This window comes from Paenibacillus polymyxa M1, assembly GCF_000237325.1.
GTDB lineage: Bacteria > Bacillota > Bacilli > Paenibacillales > Paenibacillaceae > Paenibacillus > Paenibacillus polymyxa_C.
Map to the genome: position 1 here is coordinate 3,956,447 of NC_017542.1, position 26,193 is coordinate 3,982,639.

General features: G+C 49.3%; 18 protein-coding genes. 1 reads left to right on the forward strand and 17 read right to left on the reverse strand.

Annotated elements, in window-relative coordinates; genetic code table 11:
- Nucleotides 1–85: 85 nt before the first annotated feature.
- The 8 genes from PPM_RS17755 to PPM_RS17790 form a co-directional block, all read right to left on the reverse strand.
- Nucleotides 86–445 carry a histidine triad nucleotide-binding protein gene (locus PPM_RS17755; protein WP_013372152.1) on the reverse strand — a complete coding sequence of 120 codons (360 nt, stop codon included), beginning with the start codon at nucleotides 443–445 and terminating at the stop codon, nucleotides 86–88.
- Nucleotides 446–607: 162 nt separating this feature from the next.
- On the reverse strand, nucleotides 608–1,951 hold the full coding sequence (locus PPM_RS17760; protein WP_013372153.1) for a PLP-dependent aminotransferase family protein: 1,344 nt from the start codon (nucleotides 1,949–1,951) through the stop codon (nucleotides 608–610).
- A gap of 348 nt (nucleotides 1,952–2,299) precedes the next feature.
- Nucleotides 2,300–2,713: a hypothetical protein gene (locus PPM_RS17765; protein WP_013372154.1), complete on the reverse strand. Its 414-nt coding sequence runs from the start codon at nucleotides 2,711–2,713 to the stop codon at nucleotides 2,300–2,302.
- A 261-nt stretch (nucleotides 2,714–2,974) separates the two neighbouring features.
- Nucleotides 2,975–6,364 carry an AAA family ATPase gene (locus PPM_RS17770; RefSeq protein ID WP_016324560.1) on the reverse strand — a complete coding sequence of 1,130 codons (3,390 nt, stop codon included), beginning with the start codon at nucleotides 6,362–6,364 and terminating at the stop codon, nucleotides 2,975–2,977.
- On the reverse strand, nucleotides 6,361–7,545 hold the full coding sequence (locus tag PPM_RS17775) for an exonuclease SbcCD subunit D (RefSeq protein WP_013372157.1): 1,185 nt from the start codon (nucleotides 7,543–7,545) through the stop codon (nucleotides 6,361–6,363). Before PPM_RS17775 ends, PPM_RS17770 begins: the two co-directional genes overlap by 4 nt.
- Before the next feature lie 30 nt (nucleotides 7,546–7,575).
- Complete coding sequence (gene addA / locus PPM_RS17780; RefSeq protein ID WP_013372158.1) at nucleotides 7,576–11,595, reverse strand: helicase-exonuclease AddAB subunit AddA; 4,020 nt, start codon at nucleotides 11,593–11,595, stop codon at nucleotides 7,576–7,578.
- Nucleotides 11,592–15,158: a helicase-exonuclease AddAB subunit AddB gene (addB, locus tag PPM_RS17785; protein WP_013372159.1), complete on the reverse strand. Its 3,567-nt coding sequence runs from the start codon at nucleotides 15,156–15,158 to the stop codon at nucleotides 11,592–11,594. The genes addA and addB overlap by 4 nt, the downstream gene beginning before the upstream one ends.
- Before the next feature lie 240 nt (nucleotides 15,159–15,398).
- Nucleotides 15,399–16,778: a class I SAM-dependent rRNA methyltransferase gene (locus PPM_RS17790; protein WP_013372160.1), complete on the reverse strand. Its 1,380-nt coding sequence runs from the start codon at nucleotides 16,776–16,778 to the stop codon at nucleotides 15,399–15,401.
- A 289-nt stretch (nucleotides 16,779–17,067) separates the two neighbouring features.
- On the opposite strand from PPM_RS17790, the gene PPM_RS17795 reads away from it, so the two are divergent.
- Entirely contained in the window at nucleotides 17,068–18,090 is a 1,023-nt protein-coding gene (locus PPM_RS17795) for a Na/Pi cotransporter family protein (RefSeq protein ID WP_013372162.1), read from the forward strand.
- Here the strand turns inward: PPM_RS17795 and PPM_RS17800 are convergent.
- The 9 genes from PPM_RS17800 to PPM_RS17840 form a co-directional block, all read right to left on the reverse strand.
- A complete protein-coding gene (locus PPM_RS17800) occupies nucleotides 18,080–18,514 on the reverse strand; it encodes an NUDIX hydrolase (protein WP_013372163.1) in 435 nt (144 codons plus the stop codon). The genes PPM_RS17795 and PPM_RS17800 overlap by 11 nt on opposite strands.
- Before the next feature lie 103 nt (nucleotides 18,515–18,617).
- Nucleotides 18,618–19,961: a tRNA (N(6)-L-threonylcarbamoyladenosine(37)-C(2))-methylthiotransferase MtaB gene (mtaB, locus tag PPM_RS17805; RefSeq protein WP_013372164.1), complete on the reverse strand. Its 1,344-nt coding sequence runs from the start codon at nucleotides 19,959–19,961 to the stop codon at nucleotides 18,618–18,620.
- 1 nt (nucleotide 19,962) lies between these two features.
- Entirely contained in the window at nucleotides 19,963–20,727 is a 765-nt protein-coding gene (locus PPM_RS17810) for a 16S rRNA (uracil(1498)-N(3))-methyltransferase (RefSeq protein WP_013372165.1), read from the reverse strand.
- Nucleotides 20,728–20,887: 160 nt separating this feature from the next.
- Complete coding sequence (locus tag PPM_RS17815; protein WP_013372166.1) at nucleotides 20,888–21,580, reverse strand: site-2 protease family protein; 693 nt, start codon at nucleotides 21,578–21,580, stop codon at nucleotides 20,888–20,890.
- A gap of 2 nt (nucleotides 21,581–21,582) precedes the next feature.
- Nucleotides 21,583–22,548, reverse strand: a complete 966-nt coding sequence (gene prmA, locus PPM_RS17820; RefSeq protein WP_013372167.1) for a 50S ribosomal protein L11 methyltransferase — start codon at nucleotides 22,546–22,548, stop codon at nucleotides 21,583–21,585.
- A gap of 248 nt (nucleotides 22,549–22,796) precedes the next feature.
- Nucleotides 22,797–22,982, reverse strand: a complete 186-nt coding sequence (locus PPM_RS17825) for a YfhD family protein (protein ID WP_016324562.1) — start codon at nucleotides 22,980–22,982, stop codon at nucleotides 22,797–22,799.
- 24 nt (nucleotides 22,983–23,006) lie between these two features.
- Nucleotides 23,007–23,381 carry a hypothetical protein gene (locus PPM_RS17830; RefSeq protein ID WP_013372169.1) on the reverse strand — a complete coding sequence of 125 codons (375 nt, stop codon included), beginning with the start codon at nucleotides 23,379–23,381 and terminating at the stop codon, nucleotides 23,007–23,009.
- A gap of 182 nt (nucleotides 23,382–23,563) precedes the next feature.
- The gene (locus tag PPM_RS17835; protein ID WP_013372170.1) at nucleotides 23,564–24,760 is read right to left on the reverse strand and encodes an NAD(P)-dependent malic enzyme; all 1,197 of its coding nucleotides are present in this window, start codon (nucleotides 24,758–24,760) and stop codon (nucleotides 23,564–23,566) included.
- A gap of 62 nt (nucleotides 24,761–24,822) precedes the next feature.
- Complete coding sequence (locus PPM_RS17840; RefSeq protein ID WP_013372171.1) at nucleotides 24,823–26,169, reverse strand: 2-hydroxycarboxylate transporter family protein; 1,347 nt, start codon at nucleotides 26,167–26,169, stop codon at nucleotides 24,823–24,825.
- Nucleotides 26,170–26,193 lie beyond the last annotated feature (24 nt).

The following is a 26,193-nucleotide window of genomic DNA, read 5'->3' on the forward strand; positions in this document are numbered from 1 at the left end:
TCAACCTATAAGAAAAAATGAGTACATAGAAGGAACCTTTTTTCCCGTCAGTTCCGCATTACTGAAAAGACTAGCTCTGTCATTTTTAAGAATGCGAGTCCGAAATACCTGTCAAGGCACCTAATTTGGCGCCCCCTAGCAAGTGATAATGCAGATGCCCTACCGCTTGTCCACTATCCGGGCCACAGTTGTTAATCAACCGATAACCAGACTCAGCAATTCCTAACTTTTTCGCAACCTCAACCGCAACACGATGGATCTCCGCGATAAGAGGAAGATCCTCCTCCGTTACAGCATTCATTGAAGGAATGTATTTTTTTGGAATAATGAGCACGTGTACTGGCGCCGCAGGCTGGATGTCATGAAATGCGAGCACATTGTCGGTTTCCAACACCTTTTTGCTGGGGATGCTTCCATCTACAATTTTCAAAAACAGATCGTCCATTCAAAACCCTCCTTTGGCAGTGAGCCGATCATCAGCAATTATACACAAGCAGTCCTTGCTGTCGGCATTCAAAGTTATGTATTTTTCACACCAAACAGAAACATAATCAATCATAATTGGTTATGCCTGTGTTTCTATATGTATCATAACGGAAAATGGGGCTTAATACCAGTTTCCCTTACTAACTTCCTCTATTATAGATTTAACCCCTTGATCAATTTGGTCTGGCTGTGCACGCGAGATACTTATGCGCAAAAATTTTTCTTGTTCCCTGTAGCTTGATAAATAAAAGCCTTTGCCAGCTACAACCTGGATGTTTCTGGCGTTAAGGCTGTGTACCAAACGTTCCAAATTCACCGTCCTCGGCAGCTTAAACTGCGTATAAACGCCTGAGGTTGCAGCTGGAGTTTGGATGTACCCAGTCTGATTGTATCGCTCCACCGCCTTGTTCAAAATACGAACGCGCTCCGAATATAGTTTGGATATCGTGTGTTTATGGCGTTCATACATTCCATTTTTAATATAGATATCAAGTGCTGCCTGAGACAAAATCGATGTGTCAACATATCTTTTATAGCTACTGAACGTCCTTAATAGGCTTTCTGGCAGTACCGCAACCCCTAATCGCAAGCCAGGGAAAATGATTTTGGAGAAGCTTTTCAAGTAAATAGTATGCTCTGTCTGATCGTATGCATAAATGGGATCAACAAGATGATCAACTCCCAAATCAGCCATATAGTCATCTTCTACGATGTACACATCATATTTGGCGGCCAAGGCAGCTATCGTTTTTCGTTCCTCCATGTTATATGAGATACCTAGAGGATTATGATACCTTGACATCGTATAAAAAAATTTGATGTTCTCCTGCTTAAATTGATTCTCCAACTCATGAAAATCCAGACCTTCCGCTGTCCGTGCAATCGTATTGACGGGTATGCTCTCTTCCTCCAAAAAACGCAAATAAATATTGTAGCTGGGCTGCTCGACCAAAATCTTTTCTTTGCCATTGGGAAACGACATTTTTGCGAGTATCTCTAATGCCTGTTGAACACCTGAAGTAACGATAATCCGATCTGTTTTTGCAAATACCTGAGTATCAGCCAAATGGGAGACGAGCGTATGTCGTAATGTTTCCAATCCTTGCGAATCCCCGTAAGTGAACAGATGATATTTGTAGGTATCAATAGCCTGATTTAGACAATGCTGAAAATCCAGATAGGGAAAAACATTTAAATCCGGGGATGCTGAAGCAAAATCAACGCAGTCTGAAATATCGCTATGGTGTACGTCGCTGGGATTTTCCACTACATAGTATCCGCTTTGCGGTATGGAATAAATGGCATGCTTCCTTTCAAGTTCAGCATAAGCTCGCAGAATTGTACTTTTGCTGCACTTGTATAGCTCCGAAGCATCACGGACCGATGGTAGCTTGTAACCAGATCTATATTGTCCCTCGCGAATTTTAAGCTCTATATCTAATAAAATCGAAACATATTTTTTCACGATATCCTCCTGCCTGTTCTGTACATCCTTTTACATGCTTATTCCTTCTTATGTTTCTGTACATGCTTGATGTTAACATGGTTTATAGATAAACAGGATACCTCTTTTCATTAAACTGTACCCATACAGTTGTCATCCATTAATCATTGTAACCTCGCCAAAGGCTGTAACCTTATAGCTCATTTGCATATTGAGACGGTAGATGTGAAAAAGAGGCTGTTTCTTCATACTGGAAGAAACAGCCTTACTTAGTGATGATGTATGGATACGCCTATCTAGCCACTTGTACTGTACAAGAGCTGTAGGCGGGAGAGAGTATACGATGGTTAGGCAACGAAGGAGATCGGATTAGTAGTAAGGCAGTAAGCTAATCGCTGTCAACGCAGCAAGCGGCAGAATCAAACGATTAAAGCGGCGACGTCCATATGGGAATCCGTACGCATAGGCGGGTACTGGGACCGGGTAAGGGTACGGATAAGGATACGGAGGGTACGGAGGATAAGATGCATAGCCGCCATAAGCACGAGAGCCGCATCCACAATTGTTAGGCGGATAGGGGAGATTAACATTTTCCATTTCTTCTCCACCCATAGGAACAGCTAAGTATATCTTTTCATCATCCACATGCTCTACAATTCCGTCATACATTGTCCCGTCCTTTACCCATACGCATACATAACGATGCATATGCTGTTGACATAGTGTTTTAGCATCCATCTGTTGCGATGCTGTAACATTTTCGGTTGTCATGCTTTTTTCCATGGTTGTTTCCTCCTAGGCTCTTGCATGTATACCGTATGTTATTCAAAAACGGGCTATGTGCTACATCAAATTGGGCGAATTCCGGCTTACAAAAAAAAGAAGCACCCCGGGAGCTCTTGGCAGAGCCCCTCTGAACGGACGTATGACGGGAAGATTTCTTCCGCAGCATACGTCCGCCGGGGTGCTGTATGATTAACTTGTCGGCTTAGCTGTATTATAACAACAGTTTGAAACTGTATCTGTGATCCGTATCACATTGTTTCAAAATGTTTCCATAACCACACGAGAGCCTCCACCAGTCTGCTCTGCGGGAAGAACAACTAGCTTGCGTGGGAGCCGGGCCCGCAATTCAGGCACATGACTAATCACACCAACAGATAATTGATCGTGATGCAGCTTTTCTAGCGAGGTAATCACTGTGTCAAGCAGTTCAGGGTCCAACGTTCCAAAGCCTTCATCCAGAAAGAAAAATTGAAGAGGGTATTGGCCTCGCAATTGAATTTGAGCTGACAGCGCAAGCGCAAGCGACAAAGAGGTCAGGAACGTTTCGCCGCCGGACAAGGTCGATACCGGACGTTTGACTCCACCGTTGGCATCATCACTAATAACAAAACCACCGCTGGAATCTACTTCTAGCGCATAGCGCTGCTTAGTCAGAAAACGCAGGCGGCGTGAAGCAGATTGGCTGACCTGCATGAGCTGCTCTTCGGCAATATATTCAACGAAGGCATTACCTCGAAAAACAGACTGGAGCTTGGACATTTTTTCCGCCTCGCTACGCAGATGCAAACGATTGGACTCCAGCTCCATCCAGCGGACGTGCCGACGCTGCAAGTCCTCTAAATCACGCTCAGCCTTGGCGCGATTCTGAAGCGCCTCTTCGTCGCGTGCACGGCAATCACGCAGCCTCGCAGTGGTCGTTTCCCACTGTTCCTCTGTTACTGTTGCTCCATTCAACTGCTCTTCGACATGCTTTAAGCGGGAAGACAGCTCCTTCTCCCGTTCTCGGTGCAAACTCACTTCACGCTCATAACGTGCAGCTTCTTCCGGTCCCAAGCAGCATTCCATGACCTCTGCTTCCGTAGCAAAAGAGGAAGCTTCCAGACGGATACCCCAACGGGATTCTGCCGTCTGCCGTCTTTCTTCTGCCGAGTCGGAGGCCTGTCGCGCTATCAATGAAGCATGAACGGCCTGCTGCTTACGTTCTTCCGCTTCGGTACGGCGGCGTGCAGCGGCTTCGGCTCCGTTTTTCAGTCCCAACAAGCGTGAGGTCGCTTCTTCCAGCAATGAGGCTGCTTGGCCTTCTCCAACCCACTTTCGGAGCTGTTCTTGCTTTTCACGCAGCAAATCATCTTTACTTTGCAGCCCTGTACGACGGGCAATAATGATTTTGTCCTCCTCGATGATGCTTTGCTGTATCTGCTGTACACGCGCTGCCTTTTCTTCAAGGAAGGTCACGCTCATCTCCAGCCGGGATCGTAACTCCTCCGCACGCCGGTCGCGCTCCTGCATAGCGCGATAACGCTCCGCAGCTTGGTCGGGGCCGACATCCGGCAGCTGCGTCGCCCATTCGGCGCGTAGCCCCTCGCTGCGCGTGGTGCATGCCTCACGCTTGCTGCGCGCCTGCGCCAGTGCTGCAACCGCCGCCTCCTGCTCGGCGGCTGCACGGATACGCCGCTGCTGTCCGGCGGCGTCCGCCTCACGCAGTGCCTGTGCCTCGGCAGGCAGCGTATGCGCACGAGCTGCCAGCTCACCCGCAGCACGCTCCAGCGCTGTACAGCGCTCCGCCCATACGGCGACACCGCGAGGCATAGCAGCCGCAGGCGTAAAAGGCTCGCCTGTGGCGGCAGCACCGCTGTCTGCGGCGGCGGGCTGCGCCAGCAGGCTGCGCTGCTCGTGCAACTGCTGGCGCAGCGTGAGGCGCAGCTCCTGTAGGCCGAGCCGCAGGCGATGCAGCTCATCCGGCGCAGAGGAATCCGCGCCATGGGCCGCAACAGCAGCAGGCGCGGGGTGATGCAGAGAGCCACACACTGCGCATGGCTCTCCTTCACGCAGCTCGGCAGCGAGGTGCTGCGCGAGACGTCCGAGCTCCTCGGCACGGAGCTCGTGACGCAGCTGCTCCTCCTCGGCAGCCAGTGCCGACACGTCGGCTGTAATTTCCGCCTCCAGCGCCAGCAACGCCTCAATGCCTTCAGCCACTTGTGCAGCAAGAATAGAACGCCGTGCCTCCGTCTCCTGTGTCTCCTGCTCCATTAGCTTTAAACGTTCGTCTGCTAGCGCAAGCCGTTTCTCCTGAGTGGAATACTCCTGTTCAGCTTCACGCCATTGCTCATTCGCTGTCTCCAGCTGTTGCAGCCGCTGCACAGCCTCTTGTAGCATACGCCGCTCATCTGCCCGCACTTCATTTTGCTTCAACTCCTGTTGAAGCTCCTGCTGCCGCTTCAAACCTCGTGTCTGTAACTCTTGTTCCTTTACGAGACCTGCGGCATGCTCAGCAAGGGTTTGTTCGCTATGCGCCAGCTCGACCGCCAAACGTTCCCGTTCAGTCCGCAGCACTTCCGTATCACGTTCCAGTTGAAGTGCCTGCTCCAGTTGGTCGATCCGAAGCAACAGCTTTGGTTCTTCCGCACTGAGTGCTTGCCGAGCCTGCTCGTCTGCTTGCACAGATACAAGCGCCGCCTCCGCTGCGGAGGCAGCCAGGACTGCCATTTGTTCAGCATTCTTCTGTCGTTTTTCTGCTTCGACAACGGCTTCTTTCCAATCCGTCAGTGCAGGCAGCAACGCCTCCGCTGCAGATGCTTGTCGCAGCTTACGCTCCAGCAAAGCAATGCCTGGTTCCTGTCTTGCCATCTCCTCCAGCTCGTTCACTCTTTGGCGAAGCTCGATGACCAGTTCCCGTGTTTTGTTCAGCGCCTCCGCTTCCCGTGAAACACGCTCTAGCTCGCGGCGCGAAGCCTCTGCATGGTCAATCGCTTCTTTAAGACGCAGCTTTACAAGCTCAAGCGCTTCAGCACTCGCATCCCCCAGCCCTTGCTGCTCCGCTTCCAACGATTTCAGGGCGATGTCGTTGTCCTTCACACGGCGGCTCAGCTTCTGTGTAAGTTGATCTCCGTACTTCTCCAGATGGAACAAACGCTGCAGCATCTGTCTGCGTTCACTGCCCTTTAAGGATAAAAACTCCGCAAACTTTCCCTGCGGTAGTACGACAGCGCGCGTAAAATCGTCCATTTTCAAGCCGATATACTCCTCCACACAGCGTGTCACATCCTGTACCTTGTCGGCAAGCACTTCCTCGCCGTCTTCTGTATACGCAATAAAACGGCTAAGCGTATTATTAACCGATACGCCTCCTGCACGTTTGAAACGTCGTTCTACACGGTAACGGCGAGGTCCTTGAGCTGACATTAATTCAAACGTAAATGCTACAGCCAACGTATCCTCGGCATGATTCATAATGCCTTGTGTACCATTCACCGCCCGCTCCACTTTACCGTACATAGCCAATGTAATGGCATCCAGCAACGTTGATTTACCACTACCCGTTGGACCAAAAATTCCGAACAGTCCCGTTTCGGTCAAATCGTCAAAGCGAATTTCCTGCGACTCCCGGTAGCTTTGCAATCCTGCCAGTTTCAGAAGGATCGGCTTCATACCTCATCCTCCTCAGCTTGGTCTCTTGCATCATCCTGTTCTACCAATTCCAGAAACAACTGTACTAATCCGTCATCCGGCTGTGCTCCGCCCGTCTGTCGTTGGTAAAACGCCCGGAACAGCTCATGAACCGGCAGTTCTGAACGTTGCTGTTCCAACTGTGCCGCAGCCATTTCTGGGTACACGGGGCGAATATGAATGATGCCTTCACGGCTTTTGCGCAACCGTTGAATATCTCCCATTGACATCGCTTCATCCAGCGTAATTTCCAGGTCAATAAAGGCATCAGCATCCAGTCCTTCGTCCAGCCAGCGATATACCTCTTCCAGACCTCCCCGTGCTCGCCACCTCACTAATGGGCGTCCACTGGTAATATACAATTCCTCAACCTGTGCTGGCTTGCCGGCAATCACGTCAATTAACGTAACCGATTTGGCTTGTCCAGCTTCGGAAAAGCTATAAGCCAGCGGAGAGCCACTATAACGCATCAGCCCATCGCCCTTCACATATTGGGGACGATGCAAATGACCCAGAGCCGTATACTGCGCTCCAATGCTCAAAGCAGACGGATCTACGGTATAAGCTCCCCCGACCTGAATCGGGCGTTCCGAATCCGACTCCAGCCCGCCAAGCACATAAATATGGCTCATCGACAAATTAACAGTATCGGGCTGAAACGCTGTACCTAGCTGCGACATCAGCATTCCTACACGGCGGCTATATGCCTCGCGTAGTATGGTTTCATCCCCGTCTTCAGACAATAGCTCATTCAGACGAGACTCGGAGGGATAAGGCAAGGCCGCAATACATGCCATTTCGCCCGTTCGCGGTGTACGAACGTGTACTGCTTCCCCATGAGGCAGTCCCAGCAATGTAATTCCACGCCCGCTCACCAGCGGGGTGACCGAGGCTACCCTTTCCGGCTGATCATGATTGCCGGCAATGACGACGAGCGGTCTTCCTCCAGCCGTAAGACGCGCAGATGCTTCATAAAACAATTGCTCTGCGGCGGCCGAAGGATTGACTGAGTCGTACACATCTCCAGCCATCATAATCAAATCAGCCTGCTGGTCGTCAGCCATTTTCACTAATTCTTCCAAAAACGCCTCCTGCTCCTTCAGGCGGCTTCGCCCTTCCAACGTGCGACCCAAATGCCAATCACCTGTATGCAAAATCCGCATGCTATTCCCCCTCTCCTTATCTATATATAACTACAACCGCACACTCTCTTCAGCTTCTATAAAATACAACCATTTCTCAGCAACCTTATTGCCTGTAATCTCTTCAATCACACGGGCATACAGCTCCAATTGAAAACGATATTGGTCCGTTAAATGTGACAGCGTACGATATTCGGAGACCCGGTCTGTTTTATAATCCAGCAGCACCAGTCCTTCGGGAGTTTCGAACAGACAATCAATGATCCCGTTCATCAGCACTTTATCGTCCTGCCCGCCTTCCGTAACTGTCTTCTGTTCTGGCAGCATCACAGGTAAACTGTGATTCCAGTAATCGGTTGCCCGCATGGTATAAGTAAACGGAAGCTCACGCTGAATACGGGATGAACGCAACATTCTGCTCCCCAGCTCACTTGAGAAAAATCTTAATATTTTATCCGTATCCAGCGCCTCTGCATGAACATCCAGTAAAATGCGTTGATTCAGCAAACGAGCCTTTGTTTCCTCAATAATTTCAGCGCTCATTACTCCATCTAAGGGCAGATGCAGCATCAACGTATGATAGACCGTTCCTCGTTCCGTAGGAGTCAGTCGCTGATTCCCCATAAACTTAGGTCTGCGCAAGTGTAATTGACTGCCCCCAGTGTCAGAATTTTCACAATCTTCTGGTAAGTCTGCTTGTTGGGAGATAGAAGATAGATTCAGCCAATCGTCCGATCCAATCTCCTGCATCTCCAGCCATCTTTTCATCTCTGTGACCGATGTATTGGCTGCTGTCTTGCCCGCCCGTTCATACGGGTAGGTCCAAGAAAGAGCCGCAGCAATATCCGTTTCACTTTCTTCGTCTAATTCGATTAGCTCAACATTTCTCAGTGCTTCAGTTTTCTTTTGGCGTTCTTCGGCCGATACCTCTTCTTCACGATCCGAGTTCACACGAGAGCCAGAAAGTGTTTCTGAGGCTACGATTTTAAATAACCAATCTGCCCCCGGCATGTGTTCCAGTCTGTGATAGTCCCCCTCCTGATCCCCTGCCGCTTTCCTCAGCGAAGTTGCAGAAGGATGCCGAATCAATGCAGGACCTACCCAGTCCAGATAGCTGCGACCTGCCGCCAGTATATAGTCTGGTAATACTGTTTCCGTATGCTCCTTGGCACGCGCCCAACCCGCTGCGCGGGAAGCGAGATCCTTCACGGTTCCGGTCATAATCAGCTTTTCACGCGGACGCGTAAGCGCTACGTATAGCACACGCATTTCTTCAGCCAACAGCTCCAGCTGTGAGCGTCGACGGATCGCTAAATTAGGCAGCGTAGGGTAGCTGACACGGTTTTGTTCCTCCACATATTTAGGACCAAATCCCAACTCCTTGTGCATTAGAAACGGCGCATTCAGATCCTGCTGATTAAACATTTTTGCCGTCCCCGCAATAAACACAACAGGAAATTCAAGTCCTTTACTTTTATGAATGGTCATAATGCGGACAGCCTGATCGGGTTCAGTCCCCCCACTGATCGATCCTAAATCACCGCCCCGCTCCCGCAGACGGGAAATAAAGGTCAGGAATCGGAACAAGCCACGGTTGGACGTAGAAGTCTCATACTGTCTCGCTCGGTCATATAAGGCCCGTAGGTTGCTTTGACGCTGTGAGCCGCCAGGCAATCCACCCACCCAATCTAGATATCCTGTTTCCTCCAGCACATTCCAAATCAATGCACTTAAGCTGCCTTGTCTGGCTTCCTGCCGCCATGCGTCCAAATTACGCAAAAATGAGCGTAGTCGGGCAGACAACGTATTGCCGTCGTCCCTATGGACAGAGTGGGGTGGAGATAGCGAGTCCTCAGTGAAAAGATCCATCTCCAATACGTCAGCAGAGGTCCCTTTTACGCTCTGATCGACTTGTTCAGTCTCTGCTGCCGCCAGCAATGCATCATAAAATAATCCATCCGGCTTCTCTAGCCGAATTTGTGCCAGTTCATCTTCGGTCAAGCCGACAATTGGCGAACGAAGCACGGATGCAAGCGGGATGTCCTGCTGCGGATTATCAATAATGTGCAGGAGGGACAACATCACTTCAACTTCCGTTGCCTTAAAAAAGCCTGTCGTCTGCTCTCCAGAGGCTGGAATGCCCTCAAGCCGCAGTTCCTCGACAATTAAGGGAGCCCATACGCTTGCTGAACGAAGCAAAATGACAATATCACCGTAGACTGCTGGACGCATCGCTTTTAATCCCCTATCGTAAATCAACAGTGGTTGTCCAGTATCTCCAGTCAGCTCCTTAATCCGTTGCGCGATCGCACGAGCCTCCAACTGTGCCGTTTCGAGCTCCGCAAGCTCGGCCAGCTCACTTTCCTGTAAAGCCGATTCGTCCCCCATTTCAGGTAGCTCCAAAGTCTCGGAAAGACCACGTCCACCTTTATCAACTAACAGCAGCTCAGGTGCGTATGCAGACGCAGCTTCCTGCTCTGTCTTCTCGGGATAGGACGCGCCGTGCACCAGCCATGCTCGTTCATCGTATTCAATTTCCGCTACATCCACACTCATAATCTGGCGGAACACCAAATTAACCGCATCGACAACTTCCTCCCGACTGCGAAAATTACGCGCCAGATCAATCAAAAAGCCATCTTCCTGCTCCTGCATACCGTACCGTTGATACTTATTCAAAAACAGCCCTGGCTCGGCCAGTCGAAACCGATAAATACTCTGTTTCACGTCTCCCACCATAAAACGGTTACCCGGTTCCTCGCGTGATACCAGTCTAACGATATCTTCCTGTACGGTATTCGTATCTTGATACTCATCCAGCAACACCTCGTCGAACTGTGCCTTGTATTCAAGTGCAGCATCGGAAGGGAGCAGCTTGTACGGAGTGGAGTCGGGATGTCTTAATATTTTGAGACAATAATGCTCCAAATCCCCGAAATCCACCAGTCCTTTTGACTGCTTGTGCTGTTGAAATCGTTCCCCGAAAGCAATCACGGTCTCCACCAGTTCGTCCATCAGAGGAGCCGTCGCATGCAGTTCCTCCAAATAAGCTTCTGCTCTCCTACCGAACAGGGAAGCCTTCATATCTGTAATCATTTTCTTAGCAGCCTCGCGTAGCGTCTTAACCCGTTCCTGCAATGCAGGCTCGGTTTGATCTTTTTTGACTGGCTTGAGCTTACCAAAGGACGCTGCCTGAAAATGATCATACAAGGATGCCCACGGCTGTGTCTCCAGCTCCTGCAGCAATTCCTTCACCATCGCCGCATCTTCTTGCAGCGTCATGGCATAGGGTGCAGGACCGCCAGCCTGTATAGCTGTTTCATGCGCCTGTTCCAGCAAACTCGCGGCTCCGCGCAACGAAAGTGCAGCATCCGCCAAAATACTGCGAACCCAGGGAGTCTCCCCCAACGCAGCTACATCCTGTACACGAAATGCTGCTGCCGTCTCCCGCAGCCAATGCTCCGGCCAAGGATGACTTTGCGAAAAATCATACAACCGCTGAACAAGCACATACATGGCATCATCGGTGCGTTCTCCACTAAACCAGTCGACCAGTCTGCGGAATGTGCTGCCTTCATCATGGGCCTCATATTTCTCCTCAAACAGTTCTTCTAATAGTTCTTGGCGCAGCAATTCTGTTTCATGCTCATTCATAATCCGAAAGCCGGGATCAAGAGGAATGGCCTGATAATGCCTGCGGATGACCTCCATACAAAAAGAGTGAAGTGTCGTAATTGAGGCGCGATTCAACAACGATAGCTGTCGGCGCACATGTTCACTTTCCGGTTCCTGTTCCAGCACACGTTCCAGGGCTTCGCGTATCCGTTGACGCATTTCAGCGGCTGCAGCCTTCGTAAAGGTCGCCACTAGTAACCGATCCACACTGAAGCCGAGCCGGGGATCGACAATTTTGCGAATAATACGCTCTACCAGCACTGCTGTTTTACCAGAACCCGCCGCTGCCGCGACCAGCATGTTGTTACCAGACTCCGAAATGGCACGCCACTGATCATCACTCCACATACTTCCTTCCGGCTTCGGCAAGCCTTTAGCGTTTGACGTGCCTATCATTGCTTCATTCCTCCTTTCCCTTCCTGTGTATGACCGAGCAGATCCCAGACCTGATCCTTACCCGGTTTCCCCCATTGGTTGTAATCACTGCCTTCCAGACTGTCATCAAATTGACAAACAGGCTTAAAAGAACAGAAGGTACATGCCGTTTCTTGCTGGATGCGATAAGGTTCAATGGCAACATCGCCCTCTGTCATCCGTGTACCAATCGTCCGAATGTTATTGCGCACCGACGCTAACAGGCTATCCCACTGTTCAGGCGAAGCAACGGAAGCACTGCTATAAAAACTGCCGTCTGCTTTCACCGCAACAGGTAAAATAGAGGAATATCCCTTGTCCAATGCTGTATCCATTTGCCCAACTACATCCCGATCCGCAAGCAACAATCCCTTCATCTTAAAGCGTTTCAAAAGCTCCTGACGAGCCTGTTCTGCGCTAAGGCCATTAGGTGATTGCAGCATCGGATTGTGGACGTGAAAATACAGTGTACCCGCCGGATAAGCAGTCTCGCCCAACCATTCCTCCGCCGCATTCAACAGCACATCCAGGTACGTGAGCATTTGCAGGGACAAGCCGTAATACACCTCATGTAGCTTAAGATCCTTTTGGCTGGACTTGTAATCAATGACACGCAGAAGTAATCCTTTTTCTCCTTCTGCCACATCCACACGGTCAATCCGTCCGACAATTTCCATCACAACGCCGTTATCTAGTCGGAAGCTTAACGGAGGAAGCAGCTGACCTGGTCCAAAGTCCAACTCCAGCCCAATCGGCTCAAAGCTACCTCTCCGTGCATGTTCACCCAAAATTAGCGAAGCACGGCTCACGATGTCTTTTAACTTGCGCAAAATATAGCCATACCGCTTGGAGCTCATTAAAATCTCGCCTTGCAGACGAGGTGCCAAACGCTCCACCGTACTTTCCGCCTCTTGGCGACATTCCTCGGTGCTGAGACTTCCCCAGCTGACATTGCGTTCACGCAGATTGATCGCCATCTCACCAAGCGCTGCGTGGAATAATTGTCCGATATCCGGAGCCTTCAGACGATACATTTGACGTTCCTTCAAACGAAGACCGTGAGAGGCAAAGTGAGAAAATGGACATGCGACAAAACGTTCCATACGAGATACGCTGGTGCGCAGCTTGCTGCCATATAGACGGCGACTCGTTTCCTTCTGCATTTCGGCATGATTTTCGTAAAAAAGTGAGGTCAACAGCTGACGCAGCTTGTCCTTCTCACGCCCCTGCTGGCTGGCATACCAGTTATACACCTCCCACCAGGGAGATAAAATATCACCGCCACGCCGCCAATGCCGTAATTGCGCAATGAGCTGCGGCAAAGCCTCGGACGGATGGGAAGCATACTCCCATTGCGTCGTCCAAGCGTCTCCAGGCAAAGGGTATCCGGCCAGTGGACGTTCATCCAGACCAGGAAGCAGTTGCCGCACATGTCGCACTAACTCTGACGGCAGCAATGGCTTGCCTTCTTCATCAGTCACCGCATAGCTCATCCATAGGCTTTTACCGGCTGAGGTAAGGGCCGTATAAGCGAGAAAGCGTTCGTCCAACAGACGTCTTGTCATATCTGGTGCCAGGTCTACGCCTTGTTCGTTCAATGCCGTACGTTCCTGCTCATTCAGCACACCATCCTCATGGAACACAGCCGGCATTACTCCTTCGTTCATCCCTAGCACAAAGGCATGTTGAATACCCGATACACGTGTACGGTCCGTATTTCCGACCAGTACCTGATCCAGAGCCGGTGGAACAAGCCCCATACGGAACTCAGCCAATCCCGTTTCCAGCACACCCGCAAACAAAGCAGTATCCAGTCTCTCATCACCCATCATTTCGACGATTTGATCCAGCAATTCAAGCACCGCATCCCATACCTGGCGGTGCTCCTTCGCCTGCTCAGGATTTCCTGATTCCTCTGCCTGATGAATGAAGGCGTCCAGCTTGTGACCAATTTCTGCATCCTCCAGCAACAGATACACGGCTTCACACTTCTCAAGCGCCGTTCGTGCCTTACCCATACGCTTCTCAAAAGCATGTAAAGGCGTCACAATCACATCTCGGCACAACTCCATCAAATCCAGCGTTTCATCCCGTTGACGGTTCCGTTCCTGTTCCTCCAGCTCCAGTGACAAGCTGGGTACAGCCTGCCATGGTCGGCCATCTGTCCAACGGCTGCCTTGTATTCCACAGGCCAGCACATAGTTTTCCAGACGGTCCATCTGCTCGCGGCTCACTCGACCGTCCAGCGGCAATAGAAGGTCTGTTTTGACCGCACGAAATACATCCTCATATCGCCAGCGTCGCTGCACGATATCCAGTGAAGCCCGAATCAATTCCACTAAGGGATGATGAAGTATACTTCTCCGCTGATCCAAAAATACCGGGACCTGATATTGCTTGAATATCGGTTCCACCCATGGCTCATAGTCTTCAATATGACGCACAAACAAGGCCATCTCCCGATAACGCGCGCCCTCTTCACGGGCCAAGCGGCGCATTTCGCGTACGGCTCCTTCCAGCTCGGCACGGCGATTTGCTGCAGCATACAGCTTTATACCCTCCGGTTGTGTATCTGCCCATTGCTCTCGTAGCTGCTGTAGCCGCATCCGCTGTTCCTGATTCCACAGCCCTGTACGATGTTCGAAATTAGCCTCCAAATACGCCAACGCTGGACGCTCCTTAAATCTCGGCATCGGATCAGGACGTAATAACTGTGTCTGCGTTTCAATCATCAGCTCGTCTGCCATTCCTTTAAGCTTGACGTAGGTAGCCGCCGAAGGATGAAACAAATCCAGCTCATGCGGAAGCTGGCCACTTTCGTAGCTGCGGTTACAGGTCAACGCCACCGTCAGCGAGGAGGCGTGCAGCATAAGTTGCTCCACCACCTTATATTCATGCGGTGTAAACCTTCGGTAGCCATCCATCCAAATGTCTGCTCCGCGTATAAGTGAAGACTGTGCAATCTGTTCTGTTAGCATGCGAAGCGTATCTTCACCATCGATATATTTAAGCGTCAGCTCCCGTTCAAAATCCTCATAGATTAGGCCGATATCCTTCAGCTTGCCTCTTAATATCGGGGCGGACTCCCCCGCAGCATGCATTCTCTCCAGTTGTTCCGGTACAGACCGAGCATCATTTCCGTACTGCTTTAACTCTGTAAACAACGTATTCAACCGATCCACAAAACCGAGTTGGTCTCCCGAATCCTTAAACAAACTCAGTTCATCCTTGCGACGACGAATAATTTTATATAAAAGCATCTTCTTGCCTTCTTCTGTTACAGGCACCAGGGCTGAACCCCCTGTTTCCTGCATGACTAAATAGGCAAGACGATGGAATCCCATCACCTGGGCGCGAACCGACCCCTGAATACCGTTTCCGGCTTCTGTAAGCAACGCATGCTCTGAAGCAAATGACGATTGCTCGGGCACAAGTAACAGCATAGGTTTACCTAGCGGCTCCTCGCGTAACATAGACGTCATTTCATTGCGGATTAACGTGCTTTTACCACTACCAGAGCGGCCAATCAATAAGCGGACCGACATGATGCGGCCTCCTTTCCAACCAAAAACATTCTATTAAACAGTATAGCATATCAGACAAAGGAGAAAAGAACGTACGTTTGCCATGTTGTAGCAATTGAGCCCTTCTCAAAAACAAACAGTCCCGCAGGATGGCTTGGTGCAAGCCTTCTCTACAGGACTGATTTATACTAAAAATGAGTTTGTTTCACCTAGTTATCTTTATCGCCTAAAAATAGATTACCTTTAACAAGGGTATAAAGTCTACAGCCGTGTCCGGCTGCGCACTTCAAAGATGGCAAATTTCAAATAATGACCTTCCTCCACACCTAAAATTTGAGGATGGTCCTTCCCTGCCGCTCTCCAATCTACCAGTCGGAGGGTTTTACCGGCATCTGTCGCCGCTTCCTTAATCGTGTCCAAAAACAGCTCTGGCCGCATATGGAACGAACAACTCGCCGTTACCAAATAACCGCCCTCATTGACAAGCTTCATCCCATGAAGGTTGATATCTTTATATCCACGTGTAGCTCCTTTGACAGCACTCTTCGTTTTGGCAAAAGCTGGCGGATCCAGAATAACTACGTCAAAGGTGCGTCCGCCACCCGCAGTCAGCGGCTTGGATGTATCTCCTTTGCCCCCCGCTCGCGCGGTGCGTTCCTCTACACCTTTCACCTGATTACGTAAATATTGAAAAGCATCGTCGACGACAAACTCGACGCGATCCTCAAAACCGTTCAGCTTCACGTTATCCCGAGCACTTTCAATCGCATGTTCAGAAATATCCAGACAAGTTACTTTTTTCGCACCATGTTTACACGCATTGAGCGTAAAGCTACCTGTATGTGAAAAACATTCCAATACAGTTGCGCCGTCCCAGAATGGGAATTCAACCACCTTACCACTTTTATTCACAGGCTTCATGACCGTTGTGGCGTCATCGCCTGGGGTTGCAGCTACTTCTTGTAACGTAATTCCGCTACGCGCTCCCCAACCTGTCATCAACGGCGCGATAGCCGCGCGATTTTCACGCTGGTCAAAGAAATAGCCAGTCTTTTGGCCCTCTTCGATATCGACCTTGATTTGTAAGCCATTTTCCGTCACCACCACATGGCGCGGGCAATCGCCGTACAAAGGACCTTTCGTCTGTTCCAACCCTTCCAGCTCGCGGATGGATACATCACTACGCTCATATATACCAACTGGCCCCATGACTTCAACAAGCGCATCTCTGATTTCTTCCCTGCGCCGATCCATGCCAAGCGTTAACAGCTGAACGACCAATACATCACCAAAACGGTCTACAATCAGCCCAGGCAAAAAATCAGCCTCGCCGTACACCAAGCGATAAGCGTTCCCCCCAGTCACAAAGCGTTCGCGATGCTCCAAACAATTACGGAAACGTTGGGCAAAGAAGCTTTGGTCCATCACTTCCAGCGGCTCATAGGACATCACACGCACTGTAATTTGCGAAGCAGGATTATAGTAACCTGTCGCCAAATAACGACCTTGATGGTTAAGGATGTTGACCAAATCACCTGCTTCTGGATCACCCTCAATCTTGGCTATTTCATTTTTAAACACCCAAGGGTGTGCTTGCTCCAGCCTTTTTTTGCGGCTACGTTCTAATATTACTGAAGGCAAAATCCTTCACTCCTATTCTTGAATTACTTAAAGTCCTTAAAAGTGTGGTGTTCGATGGGACGCAGCTCTGCGGTTCATTTGTTCGTACGATCGCTGGCGCTTCTCCAGATTCAAATGAACCGCTTCGCTACTGCCCGCCTGTATATCGATGTCACGCTTTTAGAGCTTGTGAAGATACTTCAAAATTATTGTTCCGTAAAAAACTGCTCACCCATGCTTGTCATGGCTGTCCTTGACAGATCATAGGCTGTTACATAAGTATTTTCACCTAGAAAAGGGGGCTATGGCCGTGTTCATACATGTTATACTCCCACTGTGCGGTGGGCTGCTTATTTTTTTAGGTGGAATGAAGCTGATGGAAGCTGCCCTCCGGCATTTGGCTGGCCCCTTCCTTACCCGCTGGCTGAACCGGGCTACGGTTTCCCCTTGGCGGGGAATGCTGTTCAGCTCAGGCATTACCGCCCTACTGCAAAGCAGCACCGCCGTAACGGTGCTGACGATCGGACTGGTCAACGCCGGGCTGTTGACCTACGGCCGCACGCTCGGCATCATTCTCGGCACCAATATTGGCACCTGCCTGACGACCGAGCTGATGGGGCTTCAGCTTGGCAAGCTGGCTGTTCCGTTGCTATGCGGTTCACTGCTCTGCTGGGGCACTGCCGTTCTGTGGGGAGAAACGGTCGCTGGCCGCCAGTATGCAGCTGCCGGAGCTTCACCCAGCTCTAATGGGCTCAGCCGCCCACAGGCTGTACAATTTATCAGCCTCGTCTTTGCCGGATTTTCGCTGATTCTGGCAGGTATCCGTGTGATGCAAGCCGTCGGCCCCTGGATTGAACAGGCCGGACTATTCCGCTGGTTTCTTGATCATGCTGCAGCCAACATGTGGTGGGCCTTCGCTGCGGGTGCCTGCCTGACCGCACTGGTTCACAGCAGCGCAGCCGTCATTGGTATGGCGATTAGCCTGGCTGCTGCGGGTGCCTTACCAGTCGATGTAGGGATCGCCATCGTCATTGGCTCCAATGTAGGCACCTGCGTGACTGCCCTGATTGCCGCTGTTGGCGGCAGCGTGTCTGGAAAATTTGTGGCCTGGTCCCATGTGCTGTTGAACGTAGGCGGGGCATTGCTCTTTATGCCGTTGATCCCTGGACTGGATATGGTCGCCACCTGGATATCTACCGAGCCCGGTGCCAAGGTAGCGCATGCCCAAACCCTGTTTAACGTCATCAGCTCTCTGCTTGCCTTGCCCCTCTGTTATTTACCTATATGGACACGTATAGAGGAGCGTATGTCCCTCCATAGAACTAAACGTTAATTCCTAACATGGACAGCGCCTTGCTTAGAATGACATCATTGTTGTCATATCCACCCTGGCGCTGAAGACGCCAAGCTTCTTCGGGCGTATGCCATGCGACGCCTTTGATTTCTTCAATCTGTGCCTGTAAATTCCCATCCAGTGCCTCTACGAGATAATAATGAACTTCCTTGTCCACTTCCCCATATTCAGGGTGCTGATACGTATAAGCAATCATATCCACATGCTGAATAATTCGTCCGTTCAGCCCTGTTTCCTCACGAATTTCACGTAGAGCTGTTTGTTCGATTGTTTCACCTGGTTCCATTTTGCCTTTAGCCAAAGATATCTTGCCATATCGGTCAGTAATCAGCTGAATTTCAAGTTGCTCCTCCTGTTTGCGGAACACTACGCCACCTGCGGAAATTTCCTTTTTTGCTGCCATCCTGTAATCTCCTTTCCTTGCGCAACAAGGATTCCGTCCTCTCTGTAAGGAAAGGCGAAATCCTTGTTGGCCATCGCTATTGCCTGTTCAGGCTCTTTTTATTTTACAAAGCTGTTTGCAGCCCATTCTCCAATACGCGGACCAATTGGCCTTCACTTTCATTAACGCCTGCCTTCGTCAGCTTCACGCGGCACACCTTACCAACCAGATCCTTATTACCTTCAAACACCAGTTGAATGTAGTTGTCACTATAACCGTAGAGTATGCCGCTATCTTCTGTCCCTTTAGGGGCTACTTCAGGAATAACTTCCAGCACCTGACCAACAAACTTCTCAGCATATGCCAGCTGCATTTGCTCAGACAGTTCAATCAGCTCACGCACACGTGCATTTTTCACGTCCTCGTCAACCTGATCCTCCATACGCGCCGCAGGCGTTCCAGTACGCTTGGAATACGGGAACACGTGCATTTCCGAGAAACCGATTTTTTTCATCAGCTCATAGCCATTGCGGAACATTTCGTCCGTTTCTCCAGGGAAGCCGACAATTATATCTGTTGTAATCGCTACATCTGGCATTGCTTTTCGAATCATAAGCATTTTGTTATAAAACTCTTCTGTCGTGTACTTGCGGCGCATCCGTTTCAGCACGGTATCGTCCCCTGCTTGAAGCGGTATGTGGAAATGGCGAACCAGCTTATTGGAGCGTTTCAGCACGTCCAGCATTTTTTCATCAATCTGGCTGGCTTCAATCGAGCTGATACGAATACGTTCCAGCCCTTCCACTTTCTCCAGGTCCCACAGCAGATCGGATAGGTCATAATTATCCATATCGTCGCCATAACCACCCGTATGGATACCCGTGAGTACGATTTCCTTGTAGCCTGCGTGCACCAGTTGACGCGCCTGTGTGATAATGCTCGCCGCATCACGGCTGCGGGATAAGCCCCGCGACCACGGGATAATACAGAAGGTGCAGAAGTTATTGCAGCCATCCTGAATTTTTAGAAACGCGCGGGTATGATGAGCAAAATCAGGTACATCCATTTCCTCAAACACACGGGTCTTCATTATATTACGCACCGCGTTTACGGGTTGACGCGACTCTTGGATCTCCTTTACAAACGGAATAATCTTATCTCGGTCCTGCGTACCAATAACAAGATCAACACCTGGAATATCCATAATTTCAGCTGGAGAAGTTTGAGCGTAACAGCCCGTCACTGCCACAATGGCATCTGGATTTCGGCGAATCGCGCGACGAATGATCTGACGGCTTTTTTTATCACCGGTGTTCGTAACCGTACATGTATTAATTAAATAGACATCAGCGGTCTGCTCGTCAAAATCCACCTGCTCATAACCTTCTTTTTTGAACAGCTGCCAGATCGCTTCTGTATCATAAAAGTTTACCTTACAACCTAATGTGTAAAATGCCACTGATGGCATATTAAACCCCTCCCATTTCTCCTGTCTCATATAAAATGCATGCCAATGCAACCATACCTGCGGTCTCCGCACGCAAAATACGTCTTCCCAGTCCTGTAGACTGTGCCCCGGCCTGCTCGGCCTCTAGGCTTTCCGCTTCAGTAAAGCCGCCTTCCGGGCCCACAACTACGAGCACACGCGGCTTGTCTGTGGACGCCCAGTGTCCTGCAAAAGGCTGGATTACATCCCGTAGCTGCCGACCCTGCTCTTTTTCATAACAATAACATATCAAATCATACCCAGCAAAAGAAGCCAGAAGTTCTTTCCACGTCAGGGGTGCGCTAACTTCCGGAATCCGATTGCGATGGCTTTGCTCAGCCGCTTCTTTCACAATTTTGCGCCAACGCTCCAGTCGCTTGCCTTCCTTTTTGGCATCATACTGTACGACCGTACGCTCCGATAAAAACGGTACGAAGCCGGTGGCTCCGATTTCCGTACATTTTTGCATCACTGTCTCCATCTTGTCCCCTTTAGGAAGACTCTGCGCGATGGTGATCTGAACATACGGTTCAGAGGTCATCTCCAGCGGTTCAATAATCGTCGCTTTCACATGATCCTGCTCAATCGTATCCAATGCAGCCAGCGCTTCCCTGGATACCCCGTCACTGACTATAATTTTGTCGCCACTACGGCCGCGCATGACTTTGGCAATATGCCGTGCGTCCTCACCCGTAACAATTACGTGATCTTCTAGAAATTGCTCTGCCGGAATAAAATAACGCTGCATTCTCTCACACCTATTCTAAAAATAACTATTATCCATTAACGCTCCGTACAAATTCCGAATAAATCACCAAGCACCATCATATCATCTTTTGCTCCTGTATGACCAGTCTGTTCCCTCTTCTGTTTATGTTATACCGATTCTCGTAAAAAAAAGGGAGCCCTTAGGCTCCGAACAGTCCGGTAATGTAAAAAGAGAACTGCAAAAACTGTATATAAATCATCTGAGACAGCGTGTAAAGAGGTTCAATCGTTACAGCTCGTACCTGCGGAATTATCAGTATAAGCAGAAAAATAAAGATCGACCATTGCTCAAACTGCTGGAGCTTGCGGCGCACAGGAGTGGGAGCCACATCCTCCACAATCCGGTAGCCATCGAGTGGAGGCAGTGGAATTAAATTAAAGATAAACAAAAACAGATTCAAATTGATCAGTGCATTGATAAATAAATAGATTGCCTGTGCCACCCGCTGGTTCTCCATTCCCGGCAATACTTGAAAATGAAGCAGCACAGCATAGATCAGCGTAGTCACAAATGCAAGCAGCAGATTGCTCAGCGGACCAGCAGCCGATACAATAATGCCCATGAGGCGCGGACGGCTAAAATTGTCACGATTGACCGGGACTGGCTTGGCCCATCCAAAGCCTCCGATCAACAGTAACAGCGTACCCAGCAGATCAATATGAACTGCCGGATTTAAAGTCACGCGCCCAAGTAGCTTGGCCGTAGGATCGCCAAATTTATTGGCATAATACGCATGAGCAAACTCATGCACCGTAAACGATATGATCACAGCCAGCAAGTAAAATGGAAGGACATTTAAATTTACCCGAAAAATACTTTGTAAAAAATCCATGCTTACCTCTTTCTCGCCACAAACGCCAGCCAATCTTCATCCCGGTTGATTTCGGCAATCTCAAAGCCAGCAGCTTTCAATGCGGTTTCGACAGCCTCTTCTTTGTTCTTCCAAATTCCTGAAGCAATATAAATACCGCCTGGCTGTAGGGCATTATATACATCATCAATGAACAGCAAAATGATCTCGGCTAAAATATTAGCTACCACGAGCTTGACCGGCAGTTGAATACCCAGCGTTGGATCACTTGCATTGAGCACGGAGAGCAAATCGCTTTCTTTAATGGTGATACGTTCCTCCAGTCCGTTCAAACGCGTATTTTCACGCGCACTCGATACTGCCACCGGGTCGAGATCCAAGGCAAGTACATGCTTTGCTCCCAGCTTTATCGCTCCAATGGCTAAGATACCGGAGCCTGTACCAACATCAATGACTTCTTCTCCACCCTGAATCACGGATTCCAGCGTTCTCAGGCAAAGGGATGTCGTCGGATGTGTACCAGTGCCGAAGGCCATACCCGGATCAAGCTCAATGATTTTTTCATCTTCACTCGCAGGCTCATACTCTTCCCAAGTCGGTTTGATGGTCAAATGATCCGATACACGCAAAGGCTTGAAATATTGTTTCCAGGCATTAGCCCAGTCATCCTCGTTGACCGTTTTCAGCTCATACCGAACCTCGCCAGGGTCAATATCAAATGTTCTCAATTGTTCAACCCGCGGCTCAATTTGTGCACGCACGCTGTCCATGTCTATTTCTTCAGCAAAATAGCCCTTGATGATCGCTTGTCCTTCAGGAATATCGTTCAAAGGGCGATCGTACCACTGTCCATAAGACGTATCCCGCGGCTTGTTGAGCGAACCGGATTCTTCAATGGAAACCCCTCCTGCACCTGCTTCGTGCAGAAAATTCGAAATCATTTCGACAGCTTCCTCGCTTGTATGTATTGTAATTTCATTCCACAACATGGTTTACATTTCCTCCTCATTTCACATGCATACATTACATTGTACTATATACTCGCATAGGAGTTCAAAAAAGCAGATGGACTCATTTTTGAAAATCAAACCACCTGCGACTACTACCTTTGTCTTCAGGCCCTCTAGTTTTAGCGTAACAGCATATAGCGGATAATAAATAGAACAAGGGGAAAACACAAATAAGACGGCTATCCCGCAAATCACCTTTTTAGATGGGATACCCGCCTTATTGTATTCTACTCGTTGTCGTTTATGATACGTTGCTGACGGCGGTCAGCTACTTCACTACGCCGGATCGCTTCCAGATCCTCTGCATCTGCCAGCTCTGCCGAGAACTCAACATCCTCGTTTTTGGCAGATTGCATGCGTTTGATTTTCTCGGTTTTGGTCAGCACTTTATCGAACCGTTTGTTTTTAGACATCGGTCACTGCTCCTTCCAAACTTGTCACAGCATTCCACCCGCTTGTTCCACGATGGACATCGCCTGATGATGAATGGACTCATCCACCACAGCAGTCAATAAAATATCGCGGCCCGTCGGTCCACCTTGTCCTCCGTCACTCATGCCACTGGCAGCAGGGTCAGCCGCAGCCAATATCGCCGGACTACGATCTGTAAATTCCACTCCCTGCGTTAGTGAAGACAAGCTGTTAATCTGTCCCGAAAACACAGGCAGTCCGGCGTTGCCCGTAGACTGCCGCGGATAGCGGCTAAAACGATCTATCGACATATCCGTTACCCGGAGAGCTTCCAGCTTTCTCGCGGCTCCCTGTGCTTCCTCAGGACTTTTGAAATACGCCAAAATATTTTTTTCGCCCATTCCAAAACCCCCTGTGTAGTAATTGAGCGCAACTCTTGTTTGAGAATATGGATCGTTACGCTTTACTTTAGCCTGCTCATTGGCAAGACTTTATATTCTCCACGAAGGGCTAAACAGATACAGACATTATCAAGAACAGCAGGCCAAGACCATGAACTAAAGTTTGTGAAGAACATAACTTTTTATGGATGTAAAGTAGTAGCCGGAGTTTCACCTGACATGGCTACTCCTGTCTCCAAGGCTGCGCGAATAACAGCATCCCGTACCTTTTGAACCACCTTCGCATTAAAAACATTCGGTATGATATAAGTTTCACTTAGCTCCTCAGGGCAAATGGCATCAGCAATGGCAAGACCGGCTGCCAGTTTCATCTCCTCGTTAATCGTCTTGGCATGGCAATCCAAAGCGCCCCGAAAAATTCCCGGGAAGCACAATACATTATTAATCTGGTTAGGAAAATCGGAGCGGCCGGTAGCAAGCACTCGCACATAAGGTAAGGCTATAGCCGGATCAATTTCCGGCTTCGGATTCGCCATAGCGAACACGATAGGATCAGTTGCCATGCTCTGTATGTCTTCCACAGTCAATATATCTGGACCCGACACACCGATGAACACATCAGCTCCCACAATCACCTCAGATAAGCTTCCACTTAAATTATGCGGGTTAGTCATGTTCGCATACTCTGTCCAATGCGGGTTACTGTATTCTACACCACGGTGAATGGCTCCTTGCCGATCCACGCCAATCAGATTGCGTACCCCTGCCTTGAGCAGCATACGGGAGCAGGCCATACCTGCCGCACCGATCCCGGCAAATACGACTTTGACATCTTCCATTTTTTTGCCGCATACCTTTAGTGCATTGACCAAACCTGCTAATACAACAACTGCCGTACCATGCTGATCATCATGAAATACTGGGATGTCGAGTTCGTGCTTCAACCGTCTTTCAATCTCAAAACAGCGTGGCGAAGATATATCTTCCAAGTTAATGCCGCCAAAGGCAGGAGCGATCATTTTGACAATTTGAACAATCTCATCAGGGTCCTTCGTATTGAGACAGATGGGGAATGCATCGACACCTGCAAATTGTTTGAACAGTACTGCTTTACCCTCCATCACAGGCATAGCAGCCTCTGGCCCGATATCTCCCAATCCAAGTACCGCGGTTCCATCTGATACGACCGCTACTGTATTTTTTTTGATCGTTAATTGATATGCTTTGGCTGGGTCATTGGCGATTTCCATGCAAATTTCAGCTACACCCGGCGTATAAACTTTGGATAACCCCTCCATTGTTTCAATTGGCTTCTTGGGTAAGGTCTCCATTTTGCCACCTGCATGTAATTCTCTAATCTCATCTATTAAACTGCTCATATTTTTCTCCGTCCTTTCATGCCTCTATTGGATATGAAACTCAGTCCTGTGTATAAATCTCATCAGCTCCATAATTGGAGTAACAAGGTGGCTAAAATGACCGTGCCCGCCCCGCCAATCCGTGTAGCAATTTGGGCAAAAGGCATCAGTTCCATCCGATTGGATGCAGACAGAATGGCTACATCGCCCGTGCCCCCTAATCCGCCGCGACAACTGGTCACCAAAGCAGCTTCTACGGGATACATGTGAATCCATTTTCCTGTGAAGTATCCAGTAACAATCAATGCAACCACTACAGATGCACAGGTAATCGCATAAGGAACCGTTAGAATCCCAACTACACTATCTAATGGCACATACAAAATACCTAACCCCACCATCAAGGGCCACGTCAGACTAGCGGTTATACATTTGTACAAATGAAAAGCTCCCTGCTCCAATGTGTTCGGCATGATCTGAATACATTTAATTAATGCCGCCGCCAGAATCATGAGAATCGGCCCTGGAATATGGAGATACGGCTCCAGCAGCTTACCCACAATAAAGAAAGTACAGGCCAACAACAGACCACCACCCATTAATGGAAAAGAAACGGATTGTCCCAAGTTTACCGGAGATAACTCACCTTTGTTTTTTTCGAGTTTTAACAACCTTCCGTTACCAGAAGTTTTTGGTTTTTTCTCCGCTAATCTCTTCAAGACGCCTGCACCTATAATTGCAACAATGTTACCGATAATTGCAGCCGGGATAAACTGGGATACGAATACTGCAGAATCCTTGCCCAGTACCATCCCATACGAAATGGACAACGGTAAAATGCCTTCTCCAATCCCGCCGGAAATAATCGGAATGATGATGAAAAAAAATGTATGATAAGCACTGTAGCCAAAAGCCATACCCACCACCATACCGACGGCAACAGCAGCAATAGATCCTATGATAATGGGGGCAAAAATTTTGACAATTCCATTCATCAGCATTTTGCGATCCATACCAAGAATACTGCCGGTTACTAGACATGCGATGTAAAAATAAAGAAAATTCGAGGTTTTCATAAGCGTGTGCACAGCCCCCATCGCAGATGGACTGAACATATTCCAAAATACCATTAACGATGGAACCATAAGGGATAAAATGGCTGGCCCGCCTATATGTTTAAGCAGCGGAAGTTTGGCTCCCAGATCACTGAGCAATATACCTAAAATCATGATGACGGCAAACCCGCCTAATAGATCGTTCGGAAGTCTTTCTGTAATTGCAGCCGCATAAACAATTAGCGCGATCACGGCATATAGCGGAAGAGGAATCACTCCCACCTTTATCCTCCCCAGCATCCTAAACCCATCTACAGTATTTTTACTCCATCTTTGCCCCTTTTGAATGACAGGCTGGTTCGTAGCATTTTCCATAAATCTCCCTCCATAAAGTGAAGA